This is a genomic window from Kribbella sp. NPDC026596, assembly GCF_040638415.1.
Lineage (GTDB): Bacteria > Actinomycetota > Actinomycetes > Propionibacteriales > Kribbellaceae > Kribbella.
In genome coordinates this window covers 166,718-187,866 of sequence record NZ_JBEZYF010000006.1, presented here as the reverse complement: position 1 = coordinate 187,866, position 21,149 = coordinate 166,718, and the positions used below count along the sequence as shown (strand labels likewise).

Here is a 21,149-nt window from a genome sequence, read left to right as displayed (position 1 = left end):
AACTCCACTACGTCGCAGTCCCCTGCAAGGGCTTCTAGACGTTGAAGCGGAATTCGACTACGTCGCCGTCCTGCATCACGTAGTCCTTGCCTTCCATGCGGACTTTGCCTGCCGAGCGGGCGGCGGTCATGGTGCCGGCTTCCATCAAGTCGGTGTAGGAGACGATTTCGGCCTTGATGAAGCCGCGCTGGAAGTCGGTGTGGATGACGCCGGCGGCCTCGGGGGCGGTGGCGCCGCGCTTGATGGTCCAGGCGCGGGATTCCTTCGGGCCGGCGGTGAGGTACGTCTGCAGGCCGAGGGTGTCGAAGCCGACCCGGGCCAGTACGTCCAGGCCGGGCTCGTCGATACCCATCTCGGTGAGCATCTCGCGCGCCTCGTCCTCGTCGCCGAGCTCGACCAGCTCGGCCTCGAACTTCGCGTCCAGGAAGATCGCCTCGGCCGGCGCGACCAGGTCACGCATCTGCTGCTTCAGCGGCTCGTCGGACAGTTCGTCGGCGTCGCAGTTGAAGACGAACAGGTACGGCTTGGCCGTCATCAGCATGAGCTCGCGGATCGCGTCCCGGTCCACGTCGGTCGCGATGATCGGCGTACCCGCCTCGAGGTGCTTCTGCGCGGCCCGGACCGCCTCGAGCACGACCGCGCTCTCCTTCTTCAGCCGCGCTTCCTTCTCCAGCCGCGGGATCGCCTTCTCGACGGTCTGCAGGTCGGCCAGGATCAGCTCGGTCTGGATGGTGGAGATGTCGTCGGCCGGCGAGACCTTGCCGTCGACGTGGGTGACGTCGTCGTCGCGGAACACCCGGGTGACCTGGCAGATCGCGTCCGACTCGCGGATGTGGCTGAGGAACTTGTTGCCGAGCCCCTCACCCTCCGAGGCGCCGCGGACGATGCCGGCGATGTCGACGAACTGCACGGTGGCCGGGATCACCTTCGCGGAGTCGTACAGCGCGGCCAGCTTGCCCAGCCGCGCGTCCGGTACGCCGACCACCCCGACGTTCGGCTCGATGGTCGCGAACGGGTAGTTCGCGGCGAGCACGTCGTTCTTGGTGAGTGCGTTGAACAGGGTGGACTTGCCCGCGTTGGGGAGCCCGACGATTCCGATGGTGAGTGCCACGGGCGTCAAGAGTACGCGGGGAACCCCGTCGCACCCCAATTCAGATCAGGAAGGCTTCCAGTTCGGCGCCGTACCAGCGACTCACGCGGCCGATGGACCGCATGCCGAGGCGGTGGCAGACCGCGAGTGATGCGGCGTTGTCGGGACGGACCACGGCGTAGATCGCGCTCAGCCCGGCCTTGAACCCGTGCCCGATCGCACCCCGCGCCGCCTCGGTCGCCAGCCCGCGACCCCACGCGTCCGGATGGAGGTGCCACCCGACCTCGATCTCGCCCTTGCTCGCGGTCCCATCGGACGGCTCGGGCAGCGGGACGAGCAACACCGTCCCCGCCACGATCCCCGTAGTCCGCTCCGCCACGGCCCAGACGCCGTACGTCGGGTCCTGGTTGCGCTCGTTCCAGCGTTCGATCACCTTGCCGGCCGCGCCGCGATCCGTCATCACCCGCGGCTCGGCACCGAGCCAGCGGGACACCTCCCAGCGCCGGTAGATGTCGAACACCCGGTCCTCGTCCGTGTCCACCCAGTCACGCACGACAAGCCGGTCCGTCTCGTAGACCACCTTCGGATCCATCGGCACCTCCCCATCGCTTGCCGATTCATCTATCCGTCCCAACCAGCTCGGAGCAAGCAACGTCTCCAGTCTGTGACCACTTGGACGCTGCGCACCAGATCCGCCTCACGCTTCGTGTTCAGTTGCCTGCAATTCCTGCGGTTCGGATGGCTCGAGGTGGTCTCGTGCCTCTTCCCGGCCTTCCTGTTCGCGGGCCTGGCGATCTCGAAGTACGTCGACCTCCCGATCGCCCGGTACGACGCTCTGCTGATCTACTGCCTCGGCCTGACGCTGCTGTTCTGGGTGGTCCGGCTGGAGACGTGGCGCGAGGTCGCGGTGATCTTCGGGTTCCACCTGATCGGGCTCGGGCTCGAGCTGTTCAAGGTGCAGATCGGGTCCTGGCAGTACCCGGGCGACGCGGTCACCAAGATTGCCGGGGTGCCGCTGTTCGCGGGGTTCATGTACGCCGCGGTCGGCAGCTACCTCTGTCAGGCATGGCGGCGGTTCGACCTGCGGGTGAGCGGCTACCGGCCGATCCAGACCACGATCCTCGCGGCGCTGATCTACGCGAACTTCTTCACCCACCACTGGATTCCCGACCTGCGCATCCCGATCGCCCTCGGGCTGCTCGTCGTGCTCCGCCGTACCTGGGTCTTCTACACCGTCGGAGTACGGCGCTATCGGATGCCGCTCGCGGTGTCGTTCGCGCTGATCGGCTTCTTCCTGTGGATCGCGGAGAACTTCGGCACCTTCCTGGACGCGTGGAACTACCCCGACCAGGTCGACGTGTGGCACCTGGTCCACCCGCAGAAGTTCGGCGCATGGTCGTTGCTGGTCAGCATGAGCTTCGTCCTCGTCGCCAGCGTCAAGTCGCTGGAGGGCCGGCTGTACCACCGTGGCGCGCCCGCGACAGTCGAGATCTCACCGCAACACGGGGACGCCAACCAGAGCAGGAGGTAGGGCGTCTTTCTCCATGTGAGGCTCCTGAGCGGGAGCGACTGGGGAACATCCGCCTGATCTGCAAGGGAGCGTCATGTCCCGAAAGTTCGCAGCTTTCGTCGCGACCGGGGTGGCTTTGGCCGTCGTCGTCGGATCGTTGCTCGTCTTGGCGCTCGGGCATTCGCGGCCACCGAAACCGGCCGCCGCGACCACGCAGACCTCGTCGACCACCCCGCCCACAACGCCGTCACCGACACAGACGCCCATCGTCAACGCCCCGCCGTCGACGCCGCACCGCCCGGCGCCGAACCCGACCGCAGCACTTGCAGCAGGCAACAAAAAGGTGCTGTTCCTGAGCTTCGACGACGGCCCGGACCCGTACTGGACGCCGAAGGTCCTGCAGGTACTGGCGAAGCATGGCGCGCACGCGACGTTCTTCGAGCTCGGCTCCATGCAGATGGCCCACCCCGGTCTGCGCGAGCAGGTACTTGCCGCCGGCAACACCATCGGCAGCCACTCGATCACGCACCCGCAACTGACCGCGATCTCGCCCGCCAGGCGGCACCACGAGATCTTCGACGGTCCGAGGTCGACCTGCTTCCGGCCGCCGTACGGCGCCTCGAACCCGAAGGTCCGCGCCGAGATCAGGGCCGCCGGCATGGTCCAGGTCCTGTGGGACGTCGACCCCCGCGACTGGGCCCGCCCCGGCACCCCGGCGATCGTGCACAACATCCTCACCCACGCGCACAACCACAACATCATCCTGATGCACGACGGCGGCGGGAACCGCGCCCAGACGGTCGCGGCCCTCGACCAGGTCCTGCCGATCCTCAAGACCCAGGGCTACTCCTTCCCCGCCATGGACTGCTAGCCGGTCTGGGAGGGCGGCCATCGTCTGGTGTCCTGAGTGTCCTCGACGGCCAGGAACTCCGGAGCGGTAAGTGGGCGGACCGAGGCTTCGATCGACTCCATCGCGGTGAGCTCGGCCTCGGTGACGTGAAGGTCGCGGAGCTTGCGAGCGGTGATGAAGACCCGGCGCTCGAAGGAGCCGACGGTGCCGTTGTAGGCCTCGACCGCGGTGGTCAGCGAGCGACCGACCCGCCCGAGGTGCTCGCCCATGACGCTCAGGCGGTCGTACAGCTCGCGGCCGAGCTCGAACACCTGTTGCGCGGACTCGGTCAGCGCCGACTGGTTCCACGCGTACGCCGCCGCCCGCAGCGTCGCGATCAGGGTCGTCGGCGTCGCCAGGATGACCCGGCGCTCGGCGGCGTACTCGAGCAGGGACGGCTCGACGTCGAGCGCCGCGGACAGGAACGACTCACCCGGTACGAACAGGATGACGAACTCCGGTGACGGTGACAGCCGGGTCCAGTACGCCTTCGCCGCCAGCTGATCGACGTGCGTGCGCAGGTGTCTCGCGTGGGCGAGCAACCGCTCCTCGCGGAACCCGGCGTCGTCCGACTCGGCCGCCTCCAGGAATGCCGCGAGCGGCACCTTCGAGTCGACGACGAGATTCTTGCCCTCGGCAAGCCTCACGACCAGGTCCGGCCGCAGCACCCCGTCCTCGCCGAACGTCGTCGCCTGCTCGGTGAAGTCGCAATGGGCGACCATCCCGGCGAGCTCGACGGTACGGCGCAGGTGCAGCTCACCCCACCGGCCACGAACCTGCGGTTTTCGCAGCGCGGTCGACAACGACGCGGTCTCGCGCCGCAGCGCCTCGCCGCTCATCCGCACCTCGTTGACCTGTTGATGAAGCTGGCTCTGCCACGCCGCACGGCCCTGCTCGAGCTGATTCAGCTGTGCATGCAGCCGATCCAGCGCCTCCTTCACGACAGCCTGACCGCCCATCTGCTGCCCGACGGCAGTCCGCTCCTGCGTGAGCTCGACGACGCGATCCTCCGCCGCGTCCCGCTCGGCGGTCACTCGCGCGAGCTGAGCACCGTCGCGCCCGCGCACCCAGAGCACGCCGAACACCGCCCCGAGCAGCAACCCCACCGCGAGGAACAGCAGGACCAGCAACACCGTCGTACCCGTCATGTCACAGATAGTGCCGAACCCCACCGACAGTTTCCGGAGGACCCGCTGTCGGAAACCCGACAGGGGTGGGGTGTTGACAGTGGGGGGCGGGATTGGGGAACGATGAGAGCGCTCTCTCGGTCGTTCGGCGGTTCACCGTCCCTCGTCGTTCCGACCTGAGCGCCGGTTCGGGTGCCGCTGCTGCCTGGTGGTGCTGTGGGTGGGCCGGCCGGCGCATCGCCTTCTCCTAGGGACTGACCAGAGGAGGAACTGTGCGCATCAGAAGTCGAGTGCCGGCACTCGTCGCGGCCGCGGCGAGCGTGGCCGGCGTGCTGACCGCAGCCATCGGAGGGCCCGCCCAAGCGGTCCCGGCCACCATTCCACTGCAGATCACCAACAACTCCGGCCGCGGCGACGCGGTCTACATCTACAACCTGGGTACGAACCTGGCCACTGGCCAGCAGGGCTGGGCAGATGCCGCAGGCAACTTCCACGCCTGGCCGGCCGGCGGCAACCCGCCCACCCCGGCACCGGACGCCTCGATCGCCGGCCCGGCCAACGGCCAGTCGATCACCATCCAGATGCCGAAGTTCTCCGGCCGGGTGTACTTCTCGTACGGGCAGAAGCTGGTCTTCAAGCTGACCACGGGCGGCCTGGTGCAGCCCGCCGTACAGAATCCGAGCGATCCGAACCGGAACATCCTGTTCCACTGGTCGGAGTACACGCTGAACGACTCCGGGATCTGGATCAACAGCACCCAGGTCGACATGGTCTCCGCGCCGTACGCCGTTGCCGTGAAGGCGGCCGACGGCAGCACCAAGACCACGGGCCACCTGAAGGCCGGCGGCTACAACGCCCTGTACGACGCTATCCGCGGCCAGTCCGGCGGGTGGTCGAACCTGATCCAGACAGCACCCGACGGTTCGGTGCTGCGGGCACTCTCCCCGCTGTACGGCGTCGAGACCGGCGCGCTCCCGTCGAACGTGCTGGACGACTACGTGAACCGGGTCTGGGCGAAGTACAGCTCCGAGACGCTCACTGTCACGCCGTTCGGTGACCAGCCGGACATCAAGTACTTCGGTCGCGTATCCGGCAACGTGATGAACTTCACCAACACCTCGGGTGCCATCGTCACGTCGTTCCAGAAGCCGAACTCGGCCGGCATCTTCGGCTGCGCCGGCCTGCTGGACGCGCCGAACGACCAGGTCCGCGGCCCGATCTCCCGCACGCTGTGCGCGGGCTTCAACCGCTCGACGCTGCTGACCAGCACCAACCAGCCCGACCCCAACGACAGCGGCTTCTACCAGGACGCGGTCACCAACCACTACTCCCGCGCGATCCACGCGCAGATGGCGGACGGGACGGCGTACGGCTTCGCGTTCGACGACGTCGGCAACCACGAGGCCCTGGTGCACGACGGCAATCCGCAGCAGGCCGGCCTGATCCTCGACCCGTTCAACTGAGGCTTGACTCCAGCCTTGGTTAGTGGCAACTTACCGTTCGTGGGGACTTACGAATCACTGGAGACCGCAGGCCCGGTGCTGGATGCGCTGGGCGATCCGACGCGGCGGGTGATTCTGGAGACTTTGCGGCGGGGTGGGCCCTGTTCGGTCAGTGTGCTGGCCGAGCAGGTGCCCGTCAGCCGGCCGGCGATCTCGCAGCACCTGAAAGTACTGGGGGCGGTCGGACTGGTGCGCCACGAATCACGTGGGACGCGGAACATCTACCGGATTCATCGCGCCGGGCTCGACGAGCTCCGGGACTGGCTGGACAAGTTCTGGGGTGACGCACTGCAGGCGTACGCCGACCACATCGAACGGACCGAGGAGGAGCGGGGATGACTGTGGAGCAAGGGATTGCGCCGCTGGTGAAGAAGATTGTCGTGCCGGTGGCTGTGGATCGGGCGTTCGAGGTGTTCACCGCCGAGATGTCAGCCTGGTGGCCGCTGCCTTCACACTCGGTGGGCGAGGTCCAAGCCCGCGCGGTGCGGCTCGAGGGTGCCGTGGGTGGGCGGATCGTCGAGTACGGCGACGACGGCGAAATCGCAACGTGGGGGACGGTGTCGGACTGGGATCCGCCGAAGGCGGTGAGCTTCACCTGGCACCCGGGCAGCGATCCACAGCAGGCGGGACAGGTGACGGTCTCCTTCACCCCGTCGGACGCCGGAACCGAGGTCGAATTGGTGCACTCCGGGTGGGAGCGCCGACCGGATGCGGCCCGCGCCCGGGCCGGCTACGACACCGGCTGGGACTACGTCCTCGGCCAGTACGTCTCCTCGTTGCAGTAGCGGGGCACGCCGTACACAGCCGATAGTGGGCAGATGGCGAACGCTCCCGTTGATGCTCGCGCTCTCGAGGCCCCACTGCGGCCGCATGGTGAGTCGGTCATGCTGCCGCGCGAGGCTTACACCGATCCCGCCGTACTCGCGTGGGAACGACGGCAGTTCTTCGCCGGAACCTGGACCTGCCTCGGCCGGGCCGACGAGTTGGCCGCCGGTACGACGCATCGCGCGACGACCATCGGCGACATCGCGGTGGTGCTGACGTTCGGCGACCGACCACGCGCGTTCGCCAACACCTGCCGGCATCGCGGTCACGAACTGCTCCAGCGCGACGAGACCAGCGATCGGCGGGCCGTGGTCTGTCCGTATCACGGGTGGTCGTACGAACTCGACGGCGCCGTGAAGGCAGCACCCCGGATGGGCGACAGCTTCGACCCCTCGCCGTACAACCTGGTCGAGTTGCCCTCGGAGGTATGGCACGGCTGGATGTTCGTGAACGCGACCGGTACGGCGTCGTCGTTCGAGGAGCACGTGGGTGGGCTCACCGACCTGGTCGCGCCGTACGCGCCGGAAACCCTGGTCCTGAAGGCGCGGCACGCGTACGACGTGGCGTCGAACTGGAAGACGATCGTCGAGAACTACCAGGAGTGCTACCACTGCCCGTCGATCCACCCCGAGCTGTGCAAGGTGTCACCGCCGAACTCGGGCGACAACTGGAATCTCCCCGGCGCGTGGGTCGGTGGACTGATGGACCTCCGCCCGGAGGCCGAGACGATGTCGCTCGACGGGCGGTCGCGCGGGGTCCCGTTGCCAGGCGTGGATCCGCGACGGGTGAACTACCTCGGACTCTTCCCTAACCTGCTGCTCTCGCTGCACCCGGACTACGTGATGACGCATCGCCTGGAGCCACGCGCGCCGGGGCTGACCGCCATCGAATGCTCGTGGTATTTCCCCGCCGAGGTAACGGATCCGTCGTACGCCGTCGACTTCTGGGACGTGACGAATCGGGAGGACTGGGCCGCGTGCGAGTCCGTCCAGCGTGGCGCGGAATCACCGCACTTCCGCCCCGGCCCACTCGCACCCGCGGAGGACGCCGTCTACCAATGGGTGACGATGATCGCCCGCGGGTATCTCGGCAAGCCGCTCAGTAGCCAAGGGTGAAGCGGCGGCGCTGGTGTGCGGGCTGCTCGATCTCGTCGACCAGGGCGACGGCGAAGTCCTCGGCGGAGATGTGGTCGCCGACGGGCTCGTCGAGGCCGAGGCGGAAGGTGCCGGTGCGCTCGCCCGGCGCGATGACGAACGCCGGGGACAGCATGCTCCAGTCGGCGTCAGCGGCCCGGAGGTTCTCCAGTGCCTGCGAGACAGTCAGCGACTCCGCCTTGTACTCGGCCGGGAACTCCGGTCCGTCGACGACTCGGTTGCCGTTGACAACCAAGCTGCCGGCGCCGCCGACCACGAGCACCCGGGTCGCCGTACCGCGCACTGCCGCGACCAGGTTGTCGATGGCGTCGAGGTAGTCCTGGTGGTCACCGCCGGTCCGGCTCGGGCCGATCGCGGCGACCAGTACGTCCGCGTCCGCCGCGGCCTCCTTCACCGACGCGACGTCGTTGGCACTCCCCTGCGCCGCCCGGACGCCGGCCGGTAGTTCACCGCCGGAGCGGGTGATACCGGCGACCTCGTGGCCGCGACTGACCGCCTCAGCGGCGATCCGGCTGCCCACCATGCCACTCGCTCCGTAGACCGCGATCCTCATGACCGTTCCTCTCGATTGGCTGACATCGCGGCCAACGGTATCCATTGGTAACTGGCTACTTCAACGTGCTATAAGTACCTTGTGGTAACCAATGAGCGAGGCAACGTCTTCGACCCGAACTGCCCGACCCGCGTCATCCTCGACCGGATCGGCGACAAGTGGACCGTCCTCGCCGTCCTGCTGCTGCGGAACGGCCCGCTGCGGTTCACCGAGCTCCGCGACGGGATCGGCCGGGTGGCGCCCAAGGTGCTGACCCAGACGCTGCGCCGACTGGAGCGCGACGGCCTGGTCACCCGGGAGGTCTTCGCCGAGGTGCCGCCGCGCGTCGTCTACGCCCTGACCCCGGTGGGCGAGTCCCTGATCAAGCCGATCACCGCCGTCAGCGACTGGGCCGAGGAGCACCTGCCCGCCATCACCGAGGCCCAGGCGCAGTACGACGCCTCCACCACAAACACGTCCGCGGTGACGGTCAAATAGTCCAGGCGTGATCTGAGGTGCCGGTGGTGGGGAGGCCGGCGGCCTTGAGGTCACTGCGGAGCTCACGAGGCAGGGCGAACGTCAGGCTCTCCTCGGCCGTGGTGACCTCCTGGACGTCGGCGTACCCACGCTCGGCCAGCCAGTCGAGCACGTCGCGGACCAGGATCTCCGGCACGCTCGCACCGCTGGTGACGCCGACGGAGTCGACGCCGTTCAGCCAGGACTCGTCGATCTCGGCCGCGTAGTCGACCAGGTAGCCGGCCTTCGCGCCGTGCTCGACGGCGACCTCGACCAGGCGCACCGAGTTCGAGGAGTTGCGGGAGCCGACCACGATCATCAGGTCGGCCTCGGGGGCCAGCTTCTTGACCGCGGCCTGGCGGTTCTGGGTCGCGTAGCAGATGTCGTCACTCGGCGGGTCCTGCAACTTCGGGAACCGCTCGCGCAACCGCCGTACCGTCTCCATCGTCTCGTCGACGGACAGGGTGGTCTGCGACAGCCAGACGACCTTCTCGGGGTCGCGAACCACCACGTTCGGCACGTCGCGCGGTCCGTCGACGAGGTGGATGTGCTCCGGCGCCTCGCCGCTGGTCCCGATGACCTCCTCGTGGCCCTCATGACCGATCAGCAGGATGTCGTAGTCGGTGGCGGCGAACCGCTTCGCCTCGTGGTGCACCTTGGTGACCAGGGGGCAGGTCGCGTCGATCGTCTTCAGTTGCCGCGCGGCGGCCTCCTGGTGGACCACCGGGGCGACGCCGTGCGCGGAGAAGATCACCGTCTGCCCCTCGGGCACCTCGTCCGTCTCGTCGACGAAGATCGCGCCGCGCGACTGCAGGGTCTGCACGACGTGCTTGTTGTGCACGATCTCCTTGCGCACGTAGACCGGCGGCCCGTAGAGGTCGAGCGCCTTCTCGACCGCCACGACCGCCCGGTCCACGCCGGCGCAGTACCCCCGTGGCGCGGCGAGCAGCACCCGCTTGGTCCTCACGGCGGTCGTCGTACCGGTGTCTTCGGGCTGGGCAGTCACGGTCCCCATGGTACGGGCCGTGGCTGAGGACGCCCGCGTCGACCGGATCTGTGAGCAGCATCACGGGAAGGCGTCGAGGAGCCGTCCGCCCTGTCCGGACGGCTCCCCCGTGGGAGGTGTTACCAGTACGTCAATTCTGCGGCCGGAAAGCCTTACCGGCAAAGGGTTTTCCATCTGCCCAGGCGCGGATCGCCGCGAAGTCGGTTGCCGTGAGCCCGGTTTGCGCGTCGACCTGATGGACCAACTGATGCTCGCCGGCGAAGAAGATCCGCTCGGGCTCACCCACTTCGTCGTCGACCCAGACGAACGGACGGTCCCCCACCCAGCTCGCGACGTACGGCGTCTTCCACGAGCCACGTAGTACTGGCCTCCCCTCGACGGCCAGACGTATCCAGGCGGGATTTCAGTGGCGCGGTGGGGGTTCAGCGGGCCGTCGAAGTCGAGGAGGAGGAGCGGTCGCATCACTCAACGTTATGGGTTTGTCGGTGGCGGGTCGTAGGGTCTGGGGGTGGCTTTGGAGACCTCACCGGATGCGCCTGCGGCCGTTCGCACGATTGCGAACGGGATCGCCAGCTGGATCAACCAGCTCGGCGCCGTGTGGGTCGAGGGCCAGCTGACGGACGTCTCGATCGGGCGCGGTACGACGACGGTGTTCGGGACGCTGCGGGACACGGACGCGGACATCTCGTTGCGGTTCACCTGCAACCGGCGCGTGTTCGAGGCGGTGGATCCGCCCGTGACCGACGGATCCCGGGTCGTCGTGAACGCGAAGCCGAACTTCTTCGCCCGGCGCGGCACGCTCGCCCTCGCGGTGAGCGAGATCCGGCACGTCGGCATCGGTGAGCTGCTGGCCCGGATCGAGCGGCTGAAGCAACTACTCGCGGCCGAGGGACTGTTCGCGTCGTACCGCAAGCAGAAGCTGCCGTTCCTGCCGCACACGATCGGGCTGATCTGCGGACGCGATTCCGCGGCCGAACGCGACGTACTGGAGAACGCGAAGCGGCGGTGGCCGGCGGTCGCGTTCCGGGTCGAGTACGCGTCGGTGCAGGGGCCGGCGGCGGCCGGTGACGTGATGACGGCGCTGCGGAAGCTCGACGGGGACTACACGGTCGAGGTGATCGTGATCGCGCGCGGCGGCGGCTCACTCGAGGATCTGCTGCCGTTCTCCGACGAAGGGCTGATCCGGGCGGTCTCGCAGGCGAAGACGCCGATCGTGAGCGCGATCGGGCACGAGCCGGATTCACCCCTGCTCGACCTGGTCGCGGACCTGCGCGCGTCGACGCCGACGGATGCGGCGAAGCGGATCGTGCCGGATGTGCGCGAGGAGCTCGACGGAGTCCGCCTGCTGCGGGAGCGCGGGCAGCGGGCGATCACCTCGTGGCTGGATCGGGAAATGCACGCGCTGGCCGCGATCCGGAGCCGGCCCGCACTCGCGGCTCCAGTGACTGGTCTGCAGCGGCGATCCGAGGAGGTCGCGGCCCTGATCGAGCGGAGTCGGCGGACGCTGACGCATCGCCTGGACCGTGCGAGTGACGACATCACGCACCGGTTGGCGAGCGTACGGGCGCTGTCCCCGAAGGCGACGCTGGAGCGGGGGTACTCCGTGCTCCAGCTGGCCGACGGGACCGCCGTACGGGAAGTGGCGCAGGTGGCGCCCGGCGACCTGCTGCAGGCGCGGGTCAGTGACGGCCGTTTCGCGGTCGAAGTCAAGTCCGAGGAGAACACGTGAGCGGCGACCGACCGGAGATTTCCTACGAGCAGGCCCGCGAGGAGCTCGTCGAGGTGGTCCGCAAACTCGAGGCCGGCGGCACCAGCCTCGAGGAGTCCCTCGCGCTGTGGGAACGCGGTGAGGAACTGGCCGCCACCTGCCAGCGCTGGCTGGATGGCGCCCGCGAACGCCTCGCCAAAGCCCAGGCCGCCCACGAGGAGAAGCCGAACTAGGGTCCCAGCAGGTTGGTGACGACTGCTTGCAGGCCGGACTTCATCCGGGCGAGGTCGAAGCCTTGGGTGCGGAGCGCGTGGTGCAGGTCGGCGGCCAAGGGTGCCAGCAGGATGTGGGCGGTGTAGTCGGCATCGAGATCCGAGTTGGCGCCCTCGATCAGCATCGCTAAGTGCCGGTGCCAGAGGTGGTACGACCCGATGCGGTAGCGGGCGCCGTCCGAGGCGTTCTCGCTGTCCATGAACAGCTCGACATGCCGATCGAGTAGATCCAGATAGGCATCCAGAAAAGCCATCACCCGGATGACCGGCGGGGCGCCCGGGCCGAGCGGCGGCGGGCCGCTCAGGATCTTCGCCTGCAATTCCTGTTCGCGCTCGTCGAGCAGGGCGACCGCGAGGCCGGCCCGGTCGCCGAAGCGGCGGAACACCGTGCCTTTACCCACGCCCGCCGCCGCGGCGATCGAGTCCAGCGACACGTTCTTCACGCCGTGCTCGGTGAACAGCCGGTCGGCCGCCTCCAGCACCCGCAGCCGGTTACGCCGGGCGTCGGCGCGTTCCGGGCGTGGTTCGCCGACGACCGGCAGACCCCGTTGTGAAGCGGACTGCGGTCCGGTACTGTCGTTCATAAGACGGACTGTAGTCCGCTAACGACTTTGGAGGAAGCACATGAGCACTACCCCCGCCCGGATCGCGGTCGCGTTCCACTCCGGGTACGGCCACACCGCCAAGCAGGCCGAGGCGGTCGCCGCCGGTGCCGAGTCCGTGCCGGGCACCGTGGTCGAGCTTGTCCCGCTCGACGAGTTGACCGAGGACGTCTGGGACCGGCTCACCGCCGCGGACGCGATCGTTTTCGGCGCACCGACGTACATGGGCAGTCCGAGCGCGGTGTTCAAGAAGTTCGCGGAGGAGAGCGTGCGGGTGTGGGCCGCCGACCTCGCCTGGCGGGACAAGATCGCCGCGGGGTTCACCAACTCCAAGGCGATGTCCGGCGACAAGCTGAACAGCTTGGTCGACCTCGCTGTGTTCGCCGCGCAGCACGGGATGATCTGGGTCGGGCTGGACCTCTACCCCGGCTGGGCGGAGAGCACAGCGAGCATCGAGGACCTCAACCGGCTCGGCAGCTGGCTCGGCGCGATGGCGCAGTCCGACGCCGATCTGTCCGCCGAGAAGGCGCCGCCGGAAACGGACCTGCGGACCGCGGCTGCCCTCGGCGCCCGGGTTGCGACCGTCACCCAGCGGCATCTGCGCGGAGCCATGGCGGCCTGATGACGTGGCTGGTGCTGCTCGCGGCCGCGGCGTTCGAGATCGCGTTCGCTCTCAGCCTGAAACCGAGTGAGGGGTTCAGCCGGCTGTGGCCGACCGTCGGCGTGCTCGTGTTCGGGGTCATCTCGGTCGTTCTGCTGGCCAAGACGCTGGACCGGCTCCCGGTCGGCACGGCGTACGCGATCTGGACCGGCCTCGGCTCGGTCGGGGTGGTGACACTCGGCATCGTCCTCTTCGGCGAGCCCATCACCCCGGCCCGCCTGGCCTGCATAGCCCTGATCGTCACCGGCGTCGTAGGCCTCCGCCTGGCCGGCGCCGACTGACGCGGACCCCACCACTCACCAACCCCACCCACACCCCACCCCGCAGGCGTGCGCACGCCTGAACCTCAGCCGAGCAGCCGGGTTGGTGAGTGGCCGGCGTCCGCCCCAGCCCGAGGCCGCGGACCTCCAGGCCGACGTCCGGTCCGCCCCGAGACCGCGGACCTCCAGGCCACCGTCCGGCCCGGGCGTGGTTGCGGACCTCCAGGCCATCGCAATCGGCCGGCGAGAGCCGTGCGCCGCCTGCGGGGGGCTTGGAGCGCGTGATTGTGATGGCCTGGCGGTCCGCGAGGTTGGGTCAGTGGGGGTCCGCGGGTTTGGGTCAGTGGGCGGTTCGGCGGCGGGGGCGGGAGCGGGTGGGGAGGGGGACGGGGTGGGTGTCGACGGGTGGGCCTTCGAAGGCGCCGGGGGTGAAGGCGCCGGCGGCGGGGGTGTAGCCGGAGACCAGGCGGCGGTAGTCGTCCCAGGTGCCGGCCCGGGGCGGAACGTTGCCGATGGCATCGACCTGGGTGAGCGGGTAGCGGCCGCCCTCGATGAGCTCCCAGAGGTCGGCGTCGTTGCGCAACTGCCGCAGTTCGCCGAACAGCTCCTTGCCGAACCAGCACGGATGTCCGTGGCCGTCGTCGTACCGGCTGACCCCGATCGGGGTGGCCGGTCCGGCGACCTCAGCCACCAGGGACCAGACGGTGGCCGAGGTGACGCCGGGCTGGTCGCCGAGCAGTACGACGATGCCGTCCGTGCGGCGATCGACCGCGTCCAGCGCAGGCACAATCGACGAACTGCCGGTATCCGCGTGCGGTGACTCGACCACCCGGGCACCGTCGAAGTCGACGCGATCATGGATCTGCTCCGACGCGCTGCCCAGGGTGACGATCAGCTGGTCGAAGGAGCATTCCCGCGCGACGTCAAGAGTCGCGCCGAGCAGGGTTTCGCCGTGGTAAGCCAGCAACTGCCAGGGCACACCGAGGTGTGGTGAACTGTCGGCGCCCAGCAGAAGCCCGGTGACGAACATGGCAGATCAGCTCCCGCCCGGAGATGGCGCAACCACGTGAGGGCTCCTTCGCGCTTTTCCCCGAGCGTGTACAAGCCGAAGAATCGATGGAACCTCGCACCGGATACATGTGTCAACGACCGTCCGGAACGTGGTCAGTAACCCCCGGAATTCTGGGCAGTACGACGGGTGACAGTCCGCAACGACCGTTTAACGCAATGTCGAAGCAAACGCTTCGAGCGCGGGATATCCGGCATTTCCGGTGACGATCGTGGTGACTCCGGAACCGACCAGCACCAAGGCGTTCTCCTCCTTGCGGTCGAGCAGAACCTTGCGCTGCCAGGTCACTCCGCTGACCGTGCTGGTCCCGTCGTCGCTGGTCCGCCCCATCTTGTCGGACTGGAATTGTCCGCCGGTGACATTGGACTGCTCGAGACCGACGTATTTCTTCTCGGTCGTCACGATGCCGAGGTGCCACGTCATGGGCCGCTGCTCCGGGGCGCGGAATTCCACGCTGGTCGCGGTCCAACCGGTCGGCATCGGCTCCGGGCCGCGGACCCATGGGGCGACCTTGCGGGCGTCCTCCAGTTGAGCGGAGTACTCGACCGCGTTGACCTTTTCTGCCTTTGGCCGCCACGTGACGATCATCAGGAACGCGACCACGATGAAACAGGCCACCAGCGCCCAGACCATATTCGGCAGCGTGCGCGCCTTCGCCCGATCCTTCCGGTTCTGCTCCCGGTAAGCGATCGCCTCGGCCCGCGCCCGCGCCTTCTCCCGGGCAGCCGCAACCGCCCGCGGATCTTCCGTCGCCGCGGGAGCGCCGTCGTTGGAAGGGCCCTGACCTGTCGAACTCATGCCACCAGTGTCTCGCGACCCCCAATGCGCCCGAACAGCGCCCACACCAGTTGGCTACGATCCGGTGGCATGAGCGACCCGACCACGCCACCTGCCCATCTGGAGGTCGACGCGCACGCGCCTGACCGCAACCTCGCCCTCGAACTGGTCCGGGTCACCGAGGCCGCGGCGATGGCGGCGGGCCGCTGGGTCGGTCGTGGCGACAAGAACGGCGCCGACGGCGCGGCGGTGAACGCGATGCGGACGCTGATCGGCACGGTCGGGATGAACGGCGTGGTGGTGATCGGCGAGGGCGAGAAGGACAACGCCCCGATGCTCTACAACGGCGAGCAGGTCGGCTCCGGCGACGGACCGGCGTGCGACGTCGCGGTCGACCCGGTCGACGGTACGACGCTCGTCGCCAAGGGCATGAACAACGGCATCGCGGTGATGGCGGTCTCCGCGCGGAACTCGATGTACGACCCGTCCGCGGTGTTCTACATGGAGAAGCTCGTGGTCGGTCCGGAGGCGGCCGACGTGGTCGACATCCGGCTCCCGGTCGCCGAGAACATCCGCCGGGTCGCGAAGGCGAAGGGATCGACGGTCGATGACGTGACGGTCGTCGTACTCGACCGGCCGCGGCACGAGGACCTCGCCCAGCAGGTCCGGGCCACCGGCGCGCGGATCAAGTTCATCAGCGACGGGGACGTGGCCGGTGCGGTCGAGGCGGCTCGGCCGGACACCGGTCTGGACATGCTGCTCGGCATCGGCGGTACGCCCGAGGGAATCATCGCCGCCTGCGCGATGAAGTGCCTGGGCGGCCTGATCCAGGGCCGGCTCTGGCCGCGTGACGACGAGGAGCGGCAGAAGGCGATCGACGCCGGCCATGACCTCGACCGCGTGCTCAGCACCGACGACCTGGTCAGCGGTGACGACTGCTTCTTCGTCGCAACCGGAATCACCGACGGAGAACTGCTCCGCGGCGTGCGGTACGGCCGATCCACCGCCCGGACCCACTCACTGGTGATGCGATCCCGCAGCGGCACAATCCGCAGCATCGAGAGCGTCCACCAACTGGAGAAGCTCCGCGCGTACTCGGCCATCGACTTCGAGCACGCCCGATGAGCGCACCTGTCCTCGTCATTGGCGAGGCTCTCGTGGACATCGTCGGTCCGGCGCCGCGGACGCCGCGGAACGGCAACGGGAATGGGAAGCCGAGCGCGGTGCCCGGCGGGTTTGCTGCCAATGTCGCGGTGGGGCTCGCGCGGCTCGGCGTACCGACCGAGTTGGTGGCGCGGTTCGGGACCGATGCGTACGGCGACATGCTCGGAGCGCACCTGTTCGGGAACGGGGTGCAGCTCGCGCCCGGCGCCGTCGACCCGGGTTTCCGGACCAGCACTGCGACGGCGACACTCGATGCGGCCGGGGTCGCGTCGTACCAGTTCGACATGACGTGGGACCCACCGGCGCTCTCACTGACGCGCGGGTGCCCGGCGATCCACACCGGCTCGATCGCGACCATGCTCGAGCCCGGGGCGACGGCGATCCGCGAGTTCCTGAAGGCGGTCGCCGGGCAGCCGGTCACCGTGACCTTCGACCCCAACGCCCGGCCGGCGATCACTCCGGATCCGGTGTCGACGTGGGCCGCTGTCCGGGAGCTGGCCGAATGGTCCGACCTGGTGAAGCTGAGCGACGAGGACTGCGCGTTCCTGCAGCCCGGGCGTACGCCGGACGACATAGCGGCCGAATTGCTGACTGCCGAGCGGACCAAGTGCGTGGTGATCACCCTCGGCGGCGACGGCGCGCTCGGGGTCACCCGGGACCACCGCCTCGAGGTGCCGGCCCCGGCGATCGAGGTGGTTGACACCGTCGGCGCGGGCGACTCGTTGATGGCCGCATTGATCGCCGGACTGCAGGCTCGCGGTCTGCTCGGCGCGACTCGGTTGGCCGGGCTGACCCCCGAGGACCTGCGAGCGGTCGTGGACTACGCGGTGAAGGCTGCCGCGATCACCTGCACGCGACACGGCGCCGACCCGCCCACCGCCGCCGAGCACGCGGCAAAGTGGGGTTCATGACGGTGTCTGCCGAGGCTTGGACTTCCGAGCTGGAGTCCAAAGGCAGTGTGGTGTTCCTGCCGCGCCGGGGACGGCTCGTGCTTCGGCTGGCCGGGTTCGGCCTGCTGATGGTGCTGTCCGCGTGGACGAATGTCGACCATTTCCGGGCGGACGATGTGTCGGGCGCGCTCGGCGTACTGCGGCTGACGGCGCTGGCCGCGTTCGTCTACGGCACCGGGCTGACGGTCTGGCAGCTGGTCGCCCAGCGCCCGGTCGTCAGGATCGATGCCGACGGCATCACTCGCGGCCGGAGCCTGCGGTGGTCCGGGATCACCAGCATCGACGACCCAGCCGGGCTACCGGGGATCCGGGCTGTCCAGGTCCGGCCGACAGATCGGCGTACCCGCCCGATCACCATCTCCCAGGACAACGTCGAAGATCTGGCCGCCCTGACTCCCTGGCTGCGCGCCCTGCTCGACCAGCACAGGTCCTAGGACACGCTGCTCCGGACCGCGCTGAGGTGTTCGCGTGAGCGAGCCGCCGCCAGCTCGGGGTCGCGAGCACGGATCGCGTCGGCGATCGCCTCGTGGGCGGCCTGATCGTGGCGGTGCCGATGCTGGTCGTCGAGCTTCAGCATGTCGATCATCGCCCGCCGGATCCGCGGTACGAACGTGTCGAACAGCTCAGCCAGTACGGCGTTGTGCGCGGCCATCACCACGGCCCGGTGAAAGGCCAGGTCCGCCTCGACGTACCAGTCGTCCGGTGACTTCTCGGACGCCTTCTTCCGGTCGGCCAGCGTGTAGCGGAAGGTCTTCAGGTCAGCCGGCGTACGGCGCTCGGCGGCGAGCCGGGCCGCCTCGGTCTCGATCGCGAGCCGGCCTTCCAGAACATCGGTGATGTCGGCCTTCCGCAGTACTTTGTCCCAGTCCTCGGCGGCCTGCTGCGCGATCACGAACACCCCGGCGCCCTGCCGGCTTTCGAGCACCCGGCGACCGGCCAGCTCACGGACCGCCTCGCGGATGGTCGACCGGCCGACGCCCAGTTGCGCGGCCAGGGTCGTCTCGCCGGGGAGCTTCTGGCCGAGCCCCCACTCGCCGCCGCCGATCCGGCGGAGCAACTCCTCGGCGGCCTGTTCGGCGAGCGGGTGACGGCGAATCATGCGGGTCAGTCTAGTGGCTCAAAGTTCTCAGCTTGTCTGAGGAGTTGGTTTCGGGTTAGCGTGGCTGCCATGTCCTCGAACCTCCTGCTTGCGGGCCTCCTCCTTCTTGGCCGCCACGGCGGGAGCTGACTCGATCGGCGCTCCCTCCGTGGAGTGCCGTCGTCCGCCGGTCCCCTGGCAGCAACCGAAGGACACCTCATGGACTGGAACCGCCAGCAGCACTCCCCCATGCCCAGCCACCGCTACCGCGACATCTTCGCCAAGGTCCCGGTGGAGCCGATCGACCGGGAGTGGCCGGACCGCCGGATCAGCACCGCACCGCTGTGGGTGCCGGTCGACCTCCGCGACGGCAACCAGGCATTGGCCGAGCCGATGGACCCCGAGCGCAAGCGCACGTTCTTCGAACTGATGGTTGCCATCGGCTACAAAGAGATCGAGGTCGGTTACCCGTCCGCCTCGCAGACAGACTTCGACTTCGTCCGGATGCTCGCCACCTCGGACCTCGTGCCTGCCGACGTCACCATCGTGGTGTTCACGCCGGCCCGGCCCGACCTGATCGCGCGGACGGTGGAATCCGTTGCCGGGATGCGCGGCGATGTGGTGATCCACATGTACGCCGCGACCGCTCCGGTGTGGCGGGACGTCGTACTGCGTCGTACCCAGGACGAACTGGCGTCGATGATCTACGCCGGGTCCGAGGAGATCCTGCGGCTGGCCGGCGACTCGGTCCGGTTCCAGTTCTCGCCCGAGGTGTTCAACCTGACCGAGCCGGATTACGTGCTCGAGTTGAGCGATCACCTGACCAAGCAGTGGGATGCGACGCCGGAGCGGCCGGTGATCCTCAACCTGCCGGCCACGATCGAGGCCGCGACACCGAACGTGTACGCCGACCAGATCGAGTACATGCACAAGAACCTGCCGCGGCGCGACGGCGTGATCCTCTCGGTGCACCCGCACAACGACCGTGGCGCGGGCATCGCCTGCGCGGAGCTCGCCGTACTCGCCGGTGCGCAGCGGGTCGAAGGCTGCATCTTCGGCAACGGCGAACGGACCGGGAACGTCGACATCGCCACGCTCGCGCTGAACCTGCACGCCCAAGGGGTCGACCCGATGATCGACTTCTCCGAGATCGACCGGATCCGGGACGTGGTCGAGTACTGCACGCGGATGCCGATCCATCCACGGCACCCGTACGTCGGGGAGCTCGTGTACACCGCGTTCTCGGGGACCCATCAGGACGCGATCCGGAAGGGCTTCGCCGTACAGGGTCCTGGTGTTTGGGAGGTGCCGTATCTGCCGATCGATCCGATGGACGTGGGTCGGGGATACGAGGCCGTCGTCCGGGTGAACAGCCAGTCGGGGAAGGGCGGGATCGCGCATGTCCTCGAGTCGGCGTACGGGGTTCGACTGTCGTCCGAGCAGGAACGAGAGTTCGCGCAGCACGTGCAGCGGCACACCGACGGGACCGGGCGGGAAGCGAGTGCGAAGGAGTTGAAGGCGTTGTACGAGGAGGTTTTCGGGTGCTCGAACTGAAGGATGTCGACTTCGTCCGGGACGGCAAGCTGCTGCTCGGCGGGGTGTCGCTGACGGTCGGCGAGGGCGAGCGGTGGGCGCTGCTCGGGCCGAACGGCGCGGGAAAGAGCACCCTGCTGGGGTTGTGTGGCGCGATCGCGCACCCGACCCGCGGGACCGTCGAGATCCTCGGCCGCCGGCTCGGCACCGTGGACATCCGCACGTTGCGCGAATCGATCGGCCACGTCAATCCGCGGCACCCACTGCGGTCGCCGCTGAGCATCGTGGACATCGTCCTCACCGGGCTGACCGGGACCATCGAGCTGATGCCACGCTGGCAGGCGACTCCGGCTCAGCGGGCCCGCGCGCTCGAGCTGATCGATTTGCTCGGCATCAGCGCGCTGGCCTCGTCTTCCTGGACGACCCTGTCCCAGGGGGAACGCGGGAGGGCGCTGATCGCCCGCGCGCTGATCTCCGACCCGAGTCTCCTGCTGCTCGACGAGCCGTCGACCGGTCTCGACGTGGCGGCCCGCGAGCAACTCCTCGAAACCCTCGACCAGATCAACGCCTCACATCCCCACCTGGCCTGGGTCCTCGTCACGCACCACCTCGAAGAACTCCCCACCTGCACCACCCACGCCGCCCTCCTCCACGAAGGCCGAGTCCTGGCAGCCGGCCCGGCGTACGACGTCCTCACCACCGACCTGGTCTCCCAAGCCTTCAACCACCCCATCCACATCACCCACCAATCCGGCCGCTGGACCGCCACCGCCCAACCAGGCACCCGACCCCACTAAGCACACCGAGCCCGGCGCACCACCAATCCGGACACCCCGTCGGTTCGGGGCCGCGCACGGACACCTGAGCACCGCGCGGACCCGCCCCCATCCGCCAATTCTCGCCGAACGCACGGGGCTTGTCGTG

General features: G+C 68.7%; 26 protein-coding genes. 16 read left to right on the top strand and 10 right to left on the bottom strand.

Features of this window, described 5'->3' with window-relative positions; translation table 11 throughout:
* Positions 1-34: 34 nt before the first annotated feature.
* Both ychF and AB0E63_RS07345 read right to left on the bottom strand, forming a co-directional pair.
* Entirely contained in the window at positions 35-1,111 is a 1,077-nt protein-coding gene (ychF, locus tag AB0E63_RS07350; protein WP_360362791.1) for a redox-regulated ATPase YchF, read from the bottom strand.
* 40 nt (positions 1,112-1,151) lie between these two features.
* Positions 1,152-1,682, bottom strand: a complete 531-nt coding sequence (locus AB0E63_RS07345; RefSeq protein WP_360362789.1) for a GNAT family N-acetyltransferase — start codon at positions 1,680-1,682, stop codon at positions 1,152-1,154.
* A gap of 72 nt (positions 1,683-1,754) precedes the next feature.
* Here AB0E63_RS07345 and AB0E63_RS07340 point away from each other — a divergent pair, with 72 nt between their 5' ends.
* Positions 1,755-2,621 carry a DUF817 domain-containing protein gene (locus AB0E63_RS07340; RefSeq protein WP_360362787.1) on the top strand — a complete coding sequence of 289 codons (867 nt, stop codon included), beginning with the start codon at positions 1,755-1,757 and terminating at the stop codon, positions 2,619-2,621.
* Between the two features lie 73 nt (positions 2,622-2,694).
* Positions 2,695-3,471, top strand: coding sequence for a polysaccharide deacetylase family protein (locus AB0E63_RS07335; protein WP_360362785.1), 777 nt, complete (start codon positions 2,695-2,697; stop codon positions 3,469-3,471).
* On the opposite strand, the gene AB0E63_RS07330 is transcribed toward AB0E63_RS07335, so the two are convergent.
* On the bottom strand, positions 3,468-4,637 hold the full coding sequence (locus tag AB0E63_RS07330; RefSeq protein ID WP_360362784.1) for a DNA recombination protein RmuC: 1,170 nt from the start codon (positions 4,635-4,637) through the stop codon (positions 3,468-3,470). The genes AB0E63_RS07335 and AB0E63_RS07330 overlap by 4 nt on opposite strands.
* Positions 4,638-4,888: 251 nt before the next feature.
* Between AB0E63_RS07330 and AB0E63_RS07325 the strand changes: the two genes are divergently transcribed.
* The 4 genes from AB0E63_RS07325 to AB0E63_RS07310 are packed head-to-tail and all read left to right on the top strand — an operon-like array spanning position 4,889 to position 8,058.
* On the top strand, positions 4,889-6,079 hold the full coding sequence (locus AB0E63_RS07325) for a glycoside hydrolase family 64 protein (RefSeq protein WP_360362782.1): 1,191 nt from the start codon (positions 4,889-4,891) through the stop codon (positions 6,077-6,079).
* A gap of 39 nt (positions 6,080-6,118) precedes the next feature.
* Positions 6,119-6,457, top strand: a complete 339-nt coding sequence (locus tag AB0E63_RS07320; protein ID WP_360362780.1) for a metalloregulator ArsR/SmtB family transcription factor — start codon at positions 6,119-6,121, stop codon at positions 6,455-6,457.
* On the top strand, positions 6,454-6,903 hold the full coding sequence (locus AB0E63_RS07315; protein WP_360362778.1) for an SRPBCC domain-containing protein: 450 nt from the start codon (positions 6,454-6,456) through the stop codon (positions 6,901-6,903). The genes AB0E63_RS07320 and AB0E63_RS07315 overlap by 4 nt, the downstream gene beginning before the upstream one ends.
* Positions 6,904-6,936: 33 nt before the next feature.
* Positions 6,937-8,058 carry an aromatic ring-hydroxylating dioxygenase subunit alpha gene (locus AB0E63_RS07310; RefSeq protein WP_360362776.1) on the top strand — a complete coding sequence of 374 codons (1,122 nt, stop codon included), beginning with the start codon at positions 6,937-6,939 and terminating at the stop codon, positions 8,056-8,058.
* Here the strand turns inward: AB0E63_RS07310 and AB0E63_RS07305 are convergent.
* Entirely contained in the window at positions 8,042-8,650 is a 609-nt protein-coding gene (locus AB0E63_RS07305) for an NAD(P)H-binding protein (RefSeq protein WP_360362774.1), read from the bottom strand. The two genes, AB0E63_RS07310 and AB0E63_RS07305, sit on opposite strands and share 17 nt — an antisense overlap.
* An 81-nt stretch (positions 8,651-8,731) precedes the next feature.
* On the opposite strand from AB0E63_RS07305, the gene AB0E63_RS07300 reads away from it, so the two are divergent.
* Positions 8,732-9,127, top strand: coding sequence for a helix-turn-helix domain-containing protein (locus AB0E63_RS07300; protein WP_360362772.1), 396 nt, complete (start codon positions 8,732-8,734; stop codon positions 9,125-9,127).
* Here AB0E63_RS07300 and AB0E63_RS07295 read toward each other — a convergent pair.
* Together AB0E63_RS07295 and AB0E63_RS07290 are read right to left on the bottom strand one after the other, a co-directional pair.
* Complete coding sequence (locus tag AB0E63_RS07295; protein ID WP_360362770.1) at positions 9,120-10,160, bottom strand: 4-hydroxy-3-methylbut-2-enyl diphosphate reductase; 1,041 nt, start codon at positions 10,158-10,160, stop codon at positions 9,120-9,122. The genes AB0E63_RS07300 and AB0E63_RS07295 overlap by 8 nt on opposite strands.
* 121 nt (positions 10,161-10,281) lie before the next feature.
* On the bottom strand, positions 10,282-10,473 hold the full coding sequence (locus tag AB0E63_RS07290) for a hypothetical protein (RefSeq protein WP_360362768.1): 192 nt from the start codon (positions 10,471-10,473) through the stop codon (positions 10,282-10,284).
* Between the two features lie 186 nt (positions 10,474-10,659).
* On the opposite strand from AB0E63_RS07290, the gene xseA reads away from it, so the two are divergent.
* Complete coding sequence (gene xseA, locus AB0E63_RS07285; protein WP_360362766.1) at positions 10,660-11,880, top strand: exodeoxyribonuclease VII large subunit; 1,221 nt, start codon at positions 10,660-10,662, stop codon at positions 11,878-11,880.
* Positions 11,877-12,092 (top strand): exodeoxyribonuclease VII small subunit, encoded by a 216-nt coding sequence (locus AB0E63_RS07280; protein WP_132208222.1) that lies wholly within the window; start codon positions 11,877-11,879, stop codon positions 12,090-12,092. Before xseA ends, AB0E63_RS07280 begins: the two co-directional genes overlap by 4 nt.
* Here the strand turns inward: AB0E63_RS07280 and AB0E63_RS07275 are convergent.
* Positions 12,089-12,715, bottom strand: coding sequence for a TetR/AcrR family transcriptional regulator (locus tag AB0E63_RS07275; protein WP_360362764.1), 627 nt, complete (start codon positions 12,713-12,715; stop codon positions 12,089-12,091). The genes AB0E63_RS07280 and AB0E63_RS07275 overlap by 4 nt on opposite strands.
* Before the next feature lie 40 nt (positions 12,716-12,755).
* On the opposite strand from AB0E63_RS07275, the gene AB0E63_RS07270 reads away from it, so the two are divergent.
* Together AB0E63_RS07270 and AB0E63_RS07265 are read left to right on the top strand one after the other, a co-directional pair.
* Positions 12,756-13,355 carry a flavodoxin family protein gene (locus AB0E63_RS07270; RefSeq protein WP_360362762.1) on the top strand — a complete coding sequence of 200 codons (600 nt, stop codon included), beginning with the start codon at positions 12,756-12,758 and terminating at the stop codon, positions 13,353-13,355.
* Complete coding sequence (locus tag AB0E63_RS07265; RefSeq protein ID WP_360362760.1) at positions 13,355-13,675, top strand: multidrug efflux SMR transporter; 321 nt, start codon at positions 13,355-13,357, stop codon at positions 13,673-13,675. Before AB0E63_RS07270 ends, AB0E63_RS07265 begins: the two co-directional genes overlap by 1 nt.
* A 319-nt stretch (positions 13,676-13,994) precedes the next feature.
* Here the strand turns inward: AB0E63_RS07265 and AB0E63_RS07260 are convergent, their stop codons facing one another.
* Positions 13,995-14,684 (bottom strand): nucleotidyltransferase family protein, encoded by a 690-nt coding sequence (locus AB0E63_RS07260; protein WP_360362758.1) that lies wholly within the window; start codon positions 14,682-14,684, stop codon positions 13,995-13,997.
* Between the two features lie 189 nt (positions 14,685-14,873).
* Positions 14,874-15,521, bottom strand: coding sequence for a DUF4245 domain-containing protein (locus tag AB0E63_RS07255; protein WP_360362756.1), 648 nt, complete (start codon positions 15,519-15,521; stop codon positions 14,874-14,876).
* 69 nt (positions 15,522-15,590) lie between these two features.
* Here AB0E63_RS07255 and glpX point away from each other — a divergent pair, with 69 nt between their 5' ends.
* From glpX to AB0E63_RS07240, 3 genes are read left to right on the top strand one after another with little or no spacing between them, the layout of a single operon-like run.
* Positions 15,591-16,625, top strand: coding sequence for a class II fructose-bisphosphatase (glpX, locus tag AB0E63_RS07250; protein WP_360362754.1), 1,035 nt, complete (start codon positions 15,591-15,593; stop codon positions 16,623-16,625).
* The gene (locus tag AB0E63_RS07245) at positions 16,622-17,575 is read left to right on the top strand and encodes a carbohydrate kinase (RefSeq protein ID WP_360362752.1); all 954 of its coding nucleotides are present in this window, start codon (positions 16,622-16,624) and stop codon (positions 17,573-17,575) included. Before glpX ends, AB0E63_RS07245 begins: the two co-directional genes overlap by 4 nt.
* A complete protein-coding gene (locus AB0E63_RS07240; RefSeq protein ID WP_360362750.1) occupies positions 17,572-18,048 on the top strand; it encodes a hypothetical protein in 477 nt (158 codons plus the stop codon). Before AB0E63_RS07245 ends, AB0E63_RS07240 begins: the two co-directional genes overlap by 4 nt.
* Here the strand turns inward: AB0E63_RS07240 and AB0E63_RS07235 are convergent.
* A complete protein-coding gene (locus AB0E63_RS07235) occupies positions 18,045-18,713 on the bottom strand; it encodes a FadR/GntR family transcriptional regulator (protein ID WP_360362748.1) in 669 nt (222 codons plus the stop codon). The genes AB0E63_RS07240 and AB0E63_RS07235 overlap by 4 nt on opposite strands.
* Before the next feature lie 198 nt (positions 18,714-18,911).
* Between AB0E63_RS07235 and AB0E63_RS07230 the strand changes: the two genes are divergently transcribed.
* Both AB0E63_RS07230 and AB0E63_RS07225 read left to right on the top strand, forming a co-directional pair.
* Positions 18,912-20,246 (top strand): 2-isopropylmalate synthase, encoded by a 1,335-nt coding sequence (locus tag AB0E63_RS07230; protein ID WP_360362746.1) that lies wholly within the window; start codon positions 18,912-18,914, stop codon positions 20,244-20,246.
* On the top strand, positions 20,234-21,022 hold the full coding sequence (locus tag AB0E63_RS07225; RefSeq protein WP_360362744.1) for an ATP-binding cassette domain-containing protein: 789 nt from the start codon (positions 20,234-20,236) through the stop codon (positions 21,020-21,022). The genes AB0E63_RS07230 and AB0E63_RS07225 overlap by 13 nt, the downstream gene beginning before the upstream one ends.
* The last annotated feature ends 127 nt before the right edge of the window (positions 21,023-21,149 follow it).